At 55.3% G+C, this 12891-nt stretch carries 10 protein-coding genes; 7 read left to right on the forward strand and 3 right to left on the reverse strand.

Annotation, left to right across the window (positions count from 1 at the left end; genetic code table 11):
* Positions 1–15: 15 nt before the first annotated feature.
* The 5 genes from ilvB (at position 16) to ABGT88_RS10900 (ending at position 6290) form a co-directional block, all read left to right on the forward strand.
* Positions 16–1728: a biosynthetic-type acetolactate synthase large subunit gene (gene ilvB, locus ABGT88_RS10880; protein ID WP_087408628.1), complete on the forward strand. Its 1713-nt coding sequence runs from the start codon at positions 16–18 to the stop codon at positions 1726–1728.
* Positions 1729–1732: 4 nt separating this feature from the next.
* Positions 1733–2278, forward strand: coding sequence for an acetolactate synthase small subunit (gene ilvN, locus ABGT88_RS10885; protein WP_087408668.1), 546 nt, complete (start codon positions 1733–1735; stop codon positions 2276–2278).
* Positions 2275–3039 carry an acyl-ACP thioesterase domain-containing protein gene (locus ABGT88_RS10890; RefSeq protein ID WP_346702085.1) on the forward strand — a complete coding sequence of 255 codons (765 nt, stop codon included), beginning with the start codon at positions 2275–2277 and terminating at the stop codon, positions 3037–3039. The genes ilvN and ABGT88_RS10890 overlap by 4 nt, the downstream gene beginning before the upstream one ends.
* Before the next feature lie 34 nt (positions 3040–3073).
* Positions 3074–4120 carry a ketol-acid reductoisomerase gene (gene ilvC, locus ABGT88_RS10895; protein ID WP_087408630.1) on the forward strand — a complete coding sequence of 349 codons (1047 nt, stop codon included), beginning with the start codon at positions 3074–3076 and terminating at the stop codon, positions 4118–4120.
* Positions 4121–4379: 259 nt separating this feature from the next.
* Positions 4380–6290 (forward strand): glycerophosphodiester phosphodiesterase family protein, encoded by a 1911-nt coding sequence (locus tag ABGT88_RS10900; RefSeq protein ID WP_346702087.1) that lies wholly within the window; start codon positions 4380–4382, stop codon positions 6288–6290.
* Positions 6291–6298: 8 nt separating this feature from the next.
* Here ABGT88_RS10900 and ABGT88_RS10905 read toward each other — a convergent pair whose 3' ends face one another.
* The 3 genes from ABGT88_RS10905 to ABGT88_RS10915 all read right to left on the reverse strand — a co-directional run bounded on the left by ABGT88_RS10905 (position 6299) and on the right by ABGT88_RS10915 (position 10476).
* The gene (locus ABGT88_RS10905) at positions 6299–6844 is read right to left on the reverse strand and encodes a hypothetical protein (RefSeq protein ID WP_258328175.1); all 546 of its coding nucleotides are present in this window, start codon (positions 6842–6844) and stop codon (positions 6299–6301) included.
* A 102-nt stretch (positions 6845–6946) separates the two neighbouring features.
* Complete coding sequence (yidC, locus tag ABGT88_RS10910) at positions 6947–8845, reverse strand: membrane protein insertase YidC (protein WP_087408633.1); 1899 nt, start codon at positions 8843–8845, stop codon at positions 6947–6949.
* 26 nt (positions 8846–8871) lie between these two features.
* Positions 8872–10476: a CTP synthase gene (locus ABGT88_RS10915; protein ID WP_087408634.1), complete on the reverse strand. Its 1605-nt coding sequence runs from the start codon at positions 10474–10476 to the stop codon at positions 8872–8874.
* Between the two features lie 391 nt (positions 10477–10867).
* On the opposite strand from ABGT88_RS10915, the gene ABGT88_RS10920 reads away from it, so the two are divergent.
* On the forward strand, positions 10868–12322 hold the full coding sequence (locus ABGT88_RS10920; RefSeq protein WP_087408635.1) for a DUF3078 domain-containing protein: 1455 nt from the start codon (positions 10868–10870) through the stop codon (positions 12320–12322).
* Positions 12322–12891 (forward strand): hypothetical protein, encoded by a 570-nt coding sequence (locus tag ABGT88_RS10925; RefSeq protein WP_300130990.1) that lies wholly within the window; start codon positions 12322–12324, stop codon positions 12889–12891. The genes ABGT88_RS10920 and ABGT88_RS10925 overlap by 1 nt, the downstream gene beginning before the upstream one ends.

Below are 12891 nucleotides of genomic sequence, written 5' to 3' on the forward strand. Positions count from 1 at the left end.
ATCTACGAAACGATTATGGCAACAGAAAAAATACGCGGAGCAGAAGCGCTCATCAGAGCCTTGATTGCAGAACAGACAGAATACATCTTCGGGTATCCGGGCGGAGCCATCATGCCGGTATTCGACGTACTTTACGACTATCGCGACCAGATAAACCACATACTCGTGCGCCACGAGCAGGGCGCCACCCACGCCGCCCAGGGCTACGCCCGGGTATCGGGCAAGACGGGTGTCGTGCTGGTCACCTCGGGACCGGCGGCGACCAACATCATCACCGGCCTGTCGGATGCCATGATGGACAGCACGCCGCTCATCGTCATCACGGGGCAGGTAGGTTCGTCGCTGCTGGGCTCCGACGCCTTCCAGGAGACCGACGTGGTGGGCATCACCCAGCCGGTCACCAAATGGAGCTACCAGATACGCCGCAGCGACGAGATTGCCTGGGCCGTGGCCCGCGCCTTCTACATTGCCGGCAACGGACGCCCCGGCCCGGTAGTGCTCGACTTCGCCAAAGATGCCCAGACGGGATTGACCGACTTCGACTACCAGCCCTGCCAGTTCATCCGCAGCTACAACCCCTACCCGGCCATCAAGCCGGCCGAAATCGATGAGGCCGCCCGCCTCATCAACCAGGCCCGCAAACCCCTTATCCTGGCCGGACAGGGCGTGATTATCGCCCAGGCCGAAGCCGAACTGGCCGCTCTGGCCGAAAAGGCCGACATCCCCGTGGGCTGCACCCTGCTGGGCCTCTCGGCCATCCCCACCGACCACCCGCTCTACAAGGGCATGCTGGGCATGCACGGCAGCGTGGCCGCCAATATCAAGACCAACGAATGCGACCTGCTCATCGCCATAGGCATGCGCTTCGACGACCGGGTAACGGGCGACGTGAACCAGTATGCCCGACAGGCCCGCATCATCCACATCGACATCGACCCCTCGGAGTTCAACAAAAACGTGAAGTGCGACGTGTCGGTACTGGGCGACGCCCGGGCCGTGCTGCAGGCCCTGCTCCCGAAGGTGGAACCGGCCCGACACACCGAGTGGCTCGAGTCGTTTGTCCCCTGCGAAGAGGCGGAGCGCGTCAAGGTCATCGAGCCCGAGATACACCCGCAAAAGCCGCTCATGAACATGGGCGAGGTGGCCCGCAAGGTATCGGAGGCGACCGGCAACGAGAGCATTCTGGTAACCGACGTGGGCCAGAATCAGATGCTGTCGGCCCGCTACTACCGGTTCAAGCACCCGCGCAGCCTCGTCACCTCGGGCGGTCTGGGCACGATGGGATTCGGTCTGCCGGCAGCCATCGGCGCCAAGATAGGCAACCCCGACCGCACCGTCTGCTTCTTTACCGGCGACGGGGGCATACAGATGACCATCCAGGAACTGGGCACCATCATGCAATACGGCATCGATGTGAAAATCATCATCCTCAACAACAACTTTCTGGGCATGGTGCGGCAGTGGCAGGCCCTCTTCTTCGACCACCGCTACTCCGAGACCCCCATGCTCAACCCCGACTTTACAATGATAGCCGCAGCCTACGGCATAGACGGCGAACGGGTAGCCACCCGCGAGGAGCTCGACGATGCCATCGAACGGATGCTCTCTCACCGCGGCTCCTACCTGCTCGACGTACAAATAGACCCCGACGGTATGGTATTCCCCATGACTCCCGCCGGAGCCTGTGTAACCCACATCATGCTCAACGCTACCGAAAAATATGAATAACGATATGACAGACAAAACATTATATACCGTAACCGTCTACTCCGAGAATCAGGTGGGCTTGCTCAACCAAATCTCGATTATCTTCACCCGTCGACAGCTCAACATCGAGAGCCTGTCGGTATCGGCCTCGGCCGCCGAGGGGATACACAAGTTCACCATCACCACATACAGCGACCGCGAAACAATGGAGAAGCTGGTCAAGCAGATCGAGAAACGCATCGACGTACTGCGAGCCTTCTTCTACACCGACGACGAAATCGTATTCCAAGAGGTGGCCCTCTACAAGGTGCCTACCGACAAACTGCTCGACGACAGCCGTATCGAGGAGCTGATACGGAAACACAACGCCCGCATCCTGGAGGTGAACCGTACCTACACGGTCATCGAGAAATCGGGGCATACCGACGAAACCCAAGCCCTCTTCGAGGAGCTGAGCCGCTACGAGGTGATGCAGTTCGTGCGGTCGGGCCGCGTGGCCATCACCAAATCGACGGTCGAGCACGTAAGCCTGTTTTTACAAGAACAACAATATCGCCAGAACCAACTATGAAAGAGAATCAAGCACTTTCGGAATCGCCCGTCCAGCCGGTCTACACCCACAGCTATACGGTAGAACCGGCCGAGGCCAATGCCCAACAGGAGCTGCCCTTGCCCCTGCTGGTGAAGCGGATACTCGAGGTAGCCACGCTGCATGCCGAATCGTGGGGCATCGGGTACAGCGACCTCATCAAACAGCGGCAAGTGTGGGTACTCTCGCGACTGAGTATCGAGATGACCCGCTACCCACGCATCCACGAGAACTACACGCTCGAGACTTGGATCGAGGGGTACAACAAGCACTTCTCGTCGCGCAACTTTGCCATCTACGGGGCCGACGGAACCCCCTGCGGCTATGCCCGCACGATATGGGTGGTAATCGACCTGGAGACCCGGGCATCGGTCGACCTCAGCCAGCTCGACTACATCGCCCGCAACATCACCGACCGTCCCTGCCCCATCGACAAGCAGTCGCGAGTGCGCGACGTGCACGACGACCATCCCGCCACGCATCGCGTGGGATACATCGACATCGACCTCAACCGGCACGTCAACAGCGTGAAGTATATCGAGCATCTGCTCGACCTCTTCGACCTCGAGCGCTACGACCGCCAGCAGGTGCACCGCTTCGAAATCAGCTATGCCAACGAGGCCCGCTACGGCACCCCGCTGCAACTGCTCAAAGCCGAGGAGGCGCCCGACAACTTCGCCCTCGAGATACGCGACGACCAGACCGTCTATTGCAAAGGACGAATCATTTTTGAAAACAGATAAATACAAATTCCATAACCTCAAAACGTAAAAGAACATGGCAATCATGAATTTTGGCGGTGTTGACGAGAACGTAGTTACCCGCGAAGAGTTTCCTTTGGAGAAAGCAAGAGAAGTACTCAAGAACGAGACAATCGCCGTTATCGGGTATGGCGTGCAGGGCCCGGGACAGAGCATGAACCTGCGCGACAACGGCTTCAAGGTGATTGTAGGCCAGCGTAAAAATTCCAAGACCTGGGACAAGGCGGTAGCCGACGGCTGGGTACCCGGCGAAACGCTCTTCGAAATCGAAGAGGCCTGCAAACGGGGCACAATCATCGAATACCTGCTCTCCGATGCCGCACAAATCGAGGTGTGGCCGCAGGTGAAGAAGCACCTCACGCCGGGCAAGACGCTCTACTTCTCGCACGGCTTTGCCATCACCTATAAAGAGCGTACAGGCATCGTGCCTCCCGCCGATGTCGACGTGGTACTGGTAGCCCCCAAGGGGTCGGGTACGAGTCTGCGCCGCATGTTCCTGCAAGGCCGCGGCCTCAACTCGAGCTACGCCGTATTCCAGGATGCGACCGGGCACGCCAAGGAGAAGGTATTGGCTCTGGGTATCGGGGTCGGCTCGGGCTATCTGTTCGAGACCACCTTCAAACGCGAGGTTTACTCCGACCTCACCGGCGAGCGCGGTACCCTCATGGGGGCCATCCAGGGTATTTTTGCCGCCCAGTACGACACCCTGCGGGCTCACGGTCACAGCCCCTCGGAAGCCTTCAACGAAACCGTCGAGGAGCTTACCCAGTCGCTCATGCCCCTCATCGCCGAGAACGGTATGGACTGGATGTATGCCAACTGCTCGACCACGGCCCAACGGGGAGCCCTCGACTGGTGGAAGCGTTTCCGCGACGCCACCAAACCGGTATTCGAAGAGCTGTATGACGAGGTAGCCAAGGGCAACGAGGCTCAACGCTCGATCGACGCCAACAGCAAGGAGGGATACCGCGAAGGGTTGAACAAGGAGCTGAAGGAGTTGCGCGACAGCGAAATGTGGCAAGCCGGTGTTACCGTGCGCAAATTGCGCCCCGAAAACAACTGATCGAGCCATAGGTTTAGTTTATATAGCGAGAGGCCTCCGTATTCCCGGCTGGGAACGGAGTCCTCTCTCGTTTTTTCACCATTCGGCGTCTTTCCTAGAACGATGTGCACCCGGCCGACCATTTATTCCGTAACATCCTCCATAGCCACATACAAACGTAACTCGACCATCCCGGGGTGTGTAAGAAGATTTACCCGGCTTTTTAATATTGTATATAAAAATTTCATTATTTTTGAACAAACCAAAAAACCTGCATACCATGAAAAAGATTCTCATCGGCCTCTCCTGCCTGGCTCTGACCCCGAGCCTGTTGCAGGCCCAGCCGCAACTGGTGGGCCACCGGGGCAGCTATTGGGGCGTGGAAAACACGGCCGAAGCCTTTGTCAACGGAGCCCGGGCCGGATACGACGGCCTGGAGTGTGACATCAAGATTACGGCCGACGGCGAATATGTTATCTCGCACGACGACGATTTGTCTCGCCTGGGCCATTCGGTCTCGATCGAGGGCTCTACCCTCGCCTCGCTTCAGGAGTTGGAGTTGAGCCAGACCCGCGGCGGGGTGGCCTATACCGGCCGACTCTGCACGCTGGCCGAGTATCTCGACATCTGCAACCAGTACGACTGCTTCCCCGTAATCGAACTGAAATGGTGCACCGGCATACACTCCAACGAATCGGGCAACAACGACTTTTCAAAGATACCCGGTCTCATCGGCCTCATCCGGGAAAAGGGGCTTGCCGAGAAGGCGGTGATACTCTCGTCGATGAGAGGATGCCTCGAATACATTCGCAGCAACTACCCCGAGATACAGATACAATTCCTCACCGGCCAATACTGGGCCAACCACTTCGACTGGTGTGTCGAACAGGGATTCGACGTAGACATACAAATAGGCTATTTCGACGAGAAGGCCGTCAAGCAGTTTCACGATGCGGGACTGAAGGTAAACGTGTGGACCGTCAACTCGGAGAGCAACTTCCTCACCTACTACGACTACGGGTGCGACATGATGACGACCGACTACTTCAAGCTATCGGACATCACGGCCGACATCTCGGTGGGTATTTCGTCGCTCTGGTCGAAACGGAAAAGCGAACTCTCCTACCTCACGACCGAAGGACAAAACGCAATGGGTGTTTATGAGGGGAAACTCTACATACCCAACCGCGAGACGGGCCGCTTCGTGGTAGTCGACGGAACCGACGGCTCCCTCATCGCAGAACACGACACCGGACTTTCGGGCCGCAAGATGAGCGGACTGGCCATTACCGACGACGGAGCCATGCTGCTGGGTGGTACCGGTGGCGATTCCGATACACTTTATATCGCACAGTGCGACCGGGAACAGGGAGACATCGTACAACAGTTTGCCCTGCCCGTACCGGGATTGGGCGAGGCCGACTATCTGGCTGCCACCGGAGCCTTCTATTCGGCCGAAGGGGGCTATCTGGCCACAGCCGGGAACTCGGGAATGGCAGCTATCATACCCTTTGCCAACGGTACGTTTGGCGAGCCTCGCGTCATACCGGGTCACGGCATGACGGCCCCCGCTTCGCAAGCGGTCATCCGCGATGCGAGTTCGTTCTTCATCACCGGACAATACTGCCCCCGCAAACTCTACAACCTCAACGGCGAAGTAATCGGTGAGTTCGGCGAAGAGAGACCGGCCACCGATGCTTCGAGTGCCGTATGCTTCACATTAGGCGGGAAAGAGATTTTCGTCTCGGCCGAGAATAAGGTAGGCATTCTCAAAGTATTCAACATTACCGGCGGACTGGCACAAGCTACTGTTATCGGCAACACCACCCCGGCCATGGGACGTGGAGCCAATGCCAACCTCACCACCCCGCTGTGCGTGGAGTATGTCGACGACTATGCCATCGTCTACTTGCTGGCACCCAACAACGGCATGGCGGCCTACAAGATTTACCGGCGGGGCGCCTCGACCGTAGAGCCGGCAACAGACGACGGAATCCGCATCTTTGCCAGCAACAATCTTATTCAGGTCGAGGGTGTCGCTCCGGGCCAATCCATTGCCGTATATGACCTCAAGGGACGGCTTATCCAAAGCACGGTGGCAGAGAGCGGCTGCACAACAATAACAAACTCCCAACCCGGGCAAACCTATATCGTAGTCACCTCGGGCCAGGCTGTCAAAGTATGTCTGTAAATGACTGACTAAAAAAGATACCCCAGCCGCACGTTGAAGGCCGGGCCTACCGACACGCTCTTGAAATCGGTCGAGGCGAGGTTCAGCCCCCCGCCCAGTTCAAACAGCAGGTGACGGTACCACACCCGACGAAATCCCCAAAAGGGAGTCATCACGAAACCTCCCGAGTTATCGACATGCCGGCGATAATAGGGCGGCAGATAGTATTGCAGATTGCAGGAGAGGAATCCGCCGCTGTTCTTGAACGCATTCTTCCCGGCCTCGTAGCGTTTCGAGAGGTTGTAATAGTAGCGCGGTTCCACCGAGAAGACCGGATAGAGGCCCACGCTCCAGCGGTGTTCCCGCTCGCCCCAAAAGCTGCTATACGACGCATATTGGATGCCGGCCTGAGTTCCGACCCGGGTCACGAGCGAAAACCGGTCGCCCAGCGGGCACTCATAGGCATACATCAATCCGGCCAGTTCGACCGAAACCGAATGGTTGGAGACAACCTCTTGCGCCGCAAGCGGCGAAAGGCTCAAAACAGCGGTAAAGAGACAAATGAACTTTTTCAATCGCATGGCTATTCTATACTATACTTCAATAGTCATAACGAAAAAAAAGAGGCGCCCCCTACTCGGGAGAGCGCCTCTCTCATATAAAATATCTAAAACGGCTTAACGGCGACGTTGCTGTTTGGCACGTTGTTTCTGTTGCTCGCGCAGGGCAGCCTGCTGCTGGCGTTGAGCCTCTTCGAGGCGAGCCATGAAACCGCTCTTCTTACGAGGCTTCTTCTGGTTCTCTTTCAGCTCGGCCAATACCTTCTCTTCGTTGATACACTTACGGAAAGCGTAGGTTTGAATAATGGTAATCAACAACGAGAGGAAGTAGTAGTAGCTCAAACCGGCCGAATAGTTGTTGAAGAATACCAGGAACATGATGGGCATGAGGTACATCATGAATTTCATACCGGGCATCTGTTGTTGGCCGGCCGTGTTCTGCATGTTGATTTTGGTATAAATCAAGTTGGTGATGGTCATCAACAGACAGAAAAGGCTGATGTGGTTGCCGAAGTAAGGCGTGATGAGCGGTATGTAGGTATCCCAACTTACGATGGCATCGTAGGTCGAAAGGTCTTTGGCCCACAGGAACGATTCACCTCGCAGCTCGATAGACGAGGGGAAGAAGGTGAACATGGCAATGAGGATAGGCATCTGCAACAGCAGCGGCAGACAGCCACCCATGGGGTTGACACCCGCCTTGCTGTACAGGTCCATCGTGAGTCGCTGACGCTCCATGGCATTCTCCTGCCCCGGGTACTTGTCGTTAATCTCCTTGATTTGCGGAGCCAGTACCCGCATGCGGGCCTGCGACTTGTACGACTTGTAGGTGAAGGGGAAGAGGACGAGTTTGATGAAAATCGTCAACAACAGAATGATGACACCGTAGTTGCTGAAGAACTTGCCGAGGAAGGTGAAGACCGGGATGACGATAAGGGTGTTGATCCAGCGGAAGAACTTGTAGCCCAGCGGCACGAGTTTGTCGAGGTCGAGGGTCTGGTCGCCCGAACGGCCGTCGTCATACGACGACAACAGGGGGTACGAGTTGGGTCCCAGGAAGATGTTGAAACCGGCCACCTGCGGCTCTTTCGAGTCGTAGTCGATGGTGCTCTCGGCGTGGAAACGCTTCAGGTACTTACCCTCTTTGAAAGACTCCGAAGTGAAGGCTCCGTCGTTGAACTTGCCGTCAGCAATGAAGGCGGTCGAGAAGAACTGGTTTTTGAAACCGATCCATTTGAGACTGGTGGTCGCCTTCTCGTCGTCGCTGCCCGATTCGCTCAGGTGCTCTACGTCGTCGCCGGCAAACTTGTAATAGAGGGCACTGTTACGCTCCTCGAACATACGTCCCTGCTCCTGACGACGCATCGTCTGGTCCCAGATGAAATCCCAGTAGACCACGCTCGAGGGGATGACCCGGTCCATATCCTTCTGCCAGATGTCCATCTTGAGCATATAGCTGTCTTCGGGCAAGGTGTAGCGGATACCCAGCCGGCTGCCGTTGGCCAGTGTCAGCGTCATGTCTACGGTACTGTCGTTGACTACCGGCTCGAAGTAGAGGTCGCGGGTATCGATTACCCGGGCATTGGTGCGCACGATGAAGCCATAGTCGTTTTCGTTGCCGGTGAAGAGAGTCACCTGCGTCGAGTCGTAGGCCATATAATCGTTGAGCACGGCCTCGTAGAGGCGGCCGCCCTTGTTCGAAAACTTCAGGGTCACCTTGTTGTTCGAGAGAGTCGTAAACTCTTCGGTACCCTCGGCACAGGGAGCAAATTCGCCAAACTGAGCCACCAGACCGGCCTGCTTGAGCGAGTCGGCCATCTCGGGCGAGAGGGTATCGGTTTGAGCCGGAGCGGCTGCCTCAGCGGCCTCGGCCATACGTTCTGCCTCGACGGCAGCAATAGAGTCGTTGTACCGGCGTTGAGCTTCCAACTGCTCGGGCGATGGCTGCATCCACCACGAGAAGAGCAGCACGACCACTACCATCAGTACAAGACCTAAAATCGTGTTCTTGTCCATTCTTCGGTTTTGAGATTACTAAAAATTTATTTTTTCGAGATTGCGGCTTTGATGAAATCGACGAAAATGGGATTGGGATTGAGCACGGTGCTGTTGTACTCGGGGTGATATTGCACACCTACATACCAGCGTAACGAGGGAACCTCGACCACCTCGACCAGGTGAGTTTCGGGGTTTTCGCCCACACAACGCATGCCGGCATCCTCGAAGGCCTGGCGATACTCGTTGTTGAACTCGAAACGGTGGCGGTGACGCTCACGGATGTGAGTGGTACCATAGGCCTTGGCGGCAATCGAATCCTCGGCCAGCACGCAGTCGTAGGCACCCAGACGCATGGTTCCGCCCATGTTGGTGATGCTCTTCTGCTCCTCCATCAGGTCGATGACGTTGTGTTTGGTGGTTACATCCATCTCGGTCGAGTTGGCATCGGTCAGCCCCATCACGTCGCGGGCATACTCGATGACCATGCACTGCATACCCAGGCAGATACCAAAGGTAGGTATATCGTGCTCACGGGCATACTTGAGGGCTACGAACTTGCCTTCGATACCGCGTTGTCCGAACCCCGGAGCGATAATCACACCGTCGAGCGACGAGAGCATGGCGTCGACATTGCCGCTGTTCAGCTTCTCGGAGTGGATGTATTGCAAATCGAGCTTGCGGTCGTTGTAGGTAGCGGCCTGGAAGAGCGACTCGTTGATGGACTTGTAGGCATCGGGCAACTCGACATACTTACCCACCAGACCGATACGAACCGTTTCGGTGGCATTTTTCATGCGGTGGAGGAAGTTCATCCACGGCTCCAAATGGGGCTCGCCATTGATGGGCAGGCCGGTCTTGGTGAGCACGAGCTCGTCGAGATGCTGCTGGTGCATCTTCAAAGGCACTTCGTAAATCGTGGGTACATCGATCGACTGGATGACGGCAGCCGGGTCTACATTACAGAAGAGGGCCACCTTCTTGCGCAGGTTCAGCGAAAGGTCGTGCTCGGTACGCAGCACCAGAATATCGGGCTGGATACCTACCTCCTGCAACTGTTTTACCGAGTGCTGGGTAGGTTTGGTCTTCAACTCTTTGGCAGCAGCGATATAGGGCACATAGGTGAGGTGTATGCACACACAGTTCTTGCCCAACTCCCAACGCAACTGACGCACGCTCTCGAGATAGGGCAACGACTCGATGTCGCCCACCGTACCGCCGATTTCGGTAATCACAAAGTCGAACTGGTTTTTCGAGCCCAGCAACTTGATGTTGCGTTTGATTTCGTCGGTGATGTGCGGAATGATTTGTACCGTTTTTCCTAAATAATCGCCACGGCGTTCCTTGTCGATCACATTCTGATAGATGCGGCCGGTCGTGATGTTGTTGGCCCGGGTCGTGGGCGTATTGGTGAACCGCTCGTAGTGGCCCAGGTCCAAGTCGGCTTCATGGCCGTCGACCGTCACATAACATTCTCCATGTTCATAAGGGTTCAGCGTACCCGGGTCGATGTTGATATAGGGGTCGAATTTCTGAATCGTCACCTTATATCCACGAGCCAAAAGCAACCGGGCCAAAGAGGCCGAAATAATACCTTTTCCCAACGACGAGGTTACACCTCCCGTAACGAATATATATTTAGTTTCCACGATAAAATATGGTTTTATGTATTTACACTACGGGGCACAAAATTAAGAAAAATAATCTACATACCTGCATAATGTACCGGAGAATTATTTGCAGATGAGAAAACCCGGTTTCCTTTTTGCCACTCCGCACGCTTTTCGCTATCTTTGGATAGACAGGCGCGGTTCGGCAAAATCAAAATTGAAAACTACGTTTTCTTTTGTCTCTGCGCTCTCCTTTTGCTATCTTTGTTACACGAAGAAAGATGGCGGTTCGGCCAAGCAAATAATGCTAGCATTTTTGCTTGTCGCTCACCTTTTGCTATCTTTGTAAAATAATTTAACAAGAGGAAAATGTCCTGCCGGGGTTTCATGCTCCGAGACATGGATTTACAAACGACAAAATATATACGACTCTATGGGTTCACGAATGACCACACTTCTTATCGGTATTCTTTCTGTAACCGGTTTATCGGCCACAACCGTAGCTCCCGCCGACAGTACGGCCAGTGCCGCTCAGCCCTTGCCGGCCGATACCACCCTTGTAGCCGACAGCCTGGCAGCACGGCCTGCACAGGTTACTCCCTTTGACTCGATACAATACCAGCAAGAGGCCGACAAGAGGCTGCTCTCGTTGATGGAGACCGACACGACCGAACAGATGTTGCCGGTCATCAAGATGCTGCGAATGCTCGAATATGCCGACAGCATAAAGGCGGCACAGGGTTCGAACGAAATTCCGGTGAACCCGCTGTTCCTTCCCATCGTATTCAAGGAACAGATGTCGACCCCGCTGCAACATCTGCCGGAGGCTGACAACAACCCCTTCAAGCCCCGTTCGCTCACCGTAAACGACCAGTGGCTGCAACGGGAGATTGAGCGGGAGAAGACTCGCGAAATGGCACAGAACTATGTGATTGTCAACTATCCGAAGATGATTCACTACAACCTCGACAATCTGCCCGAGGTTCCCAAGCAATACATCATCGAAAACGACCCGGTGAAACATGTACTCTCGATTAAGGAGAAACCGCTTATCATCAAAAACGATGTGGGCAAGGAGAAGATAAAGCTGAAACGCTGGGTCGTCAACTTCCAGTCGGCCATACAGTTCTCGCAGGTCTATGTATCGGAGAACTGGTATCAGGGCGGAACCAGCAACGTGAACCTGCTGAGCGACCAACAGTTCTCCATCAAATACAACGACCCCAAAGAGCAGCGCATCCTGTTCGAGAACCTGGTGCAATGGCGTTTGAATATCAACAGCGCCCCCGAAGACACGCTGCGCTCGGTGCGTGTGAGCGAGGACCTGTTCCAGATTAACTCGAAATTCGGTCTCAAGGCTTACAACAAATGGTACTACACGGCCACCCTCAACTTCAAGACCCAGTTCCTCTCGAGCTATACGGCCAACACCAACGACAAGGTGGCCGCCTTCCTGTCGCCGGCCGAGTTGAATATCGGTTTAGGTATGTCGTACCAGTACAAGAACGACAAGAAACAGTTCGAGACGTCGATATCGCTCTCGCCCCTCTCCTACAACCTGCAGTTCATCATCGACAACGATATGGATCCCAGTAGCTTCGGCATCAAATCGGGCAAGAGCATGAACCAATACGGTTCGTCGTTCGAGGGTCGCATCAAGTGGGAGTTCTACCACAACATGGTGTGGACCTGCCGCCTCTTCTACTTTACCAGCTACGACCATGTGCAGGGCGACTGGGAAAATACGTTCGACTTCATTCTCAACCGCTTCTTCTCGACCCGGCTGTTTGTGCACCTGCGCTACGACGATGCGCTGGCCCTGAACAAAGACCTGGGCCACTTCCAGTTGAAGGAGTTACTCAGTTTCGGATTTAACTACAAGTTCTGATGAAAGCGGCGGCCTGGCTTCTGGTGTGTGCGGGATTTCTCCTGAGCTCTTCGTCGATAGCCGACGAAGAGTGCCGCTACGACGACAAACCGCCCTATCGCAGCTTCATTCTCGAAGGGTACAGCGAGGCCAGTGCCCGACACTACTTCGATACGGCCCCTATCGATAATTGGGAAGGTATATGGCTGATGACCGAGACAGGTGAACGGGTATCGATAGAGAGGTTCAAAGATGTGCGATTTTCCGAAATCTTCACCCATCGCATTGTCAAACTGGAATCTTCTGTCCGAACCGAAACCCCTATGGGTACTGTCGTGGGATACTTGACTCGCGGCGTGGAAGCTAACACCTGCTTCGTATGGCTCTACAAGCACCGGCTGACAGGCTCGATTCTCATCAAGCCCAAGCGTTATTCGGCCCGTCTGACAACCGATCTGAACGGTATCGTCTTTTGGGGCAACAAGACCAAAAACCTGGGCGACCTTTTCGACCCACGTTCGGGTTTTGTCAAAATCTATCCCCAACAACTCCCCGACGATACCGAAAACCGGGAAATCCGCTATTTGTAA

This window comes from Barnesiella sp. An22 (genome assembly GCF_963931395.1).
Lineage (GTDB): Bacteria > Bacteroidota > Bacteroidia > Bacteroidales > Barnesiellaceae > Barnesiella > Barnesiella merdigallinarum.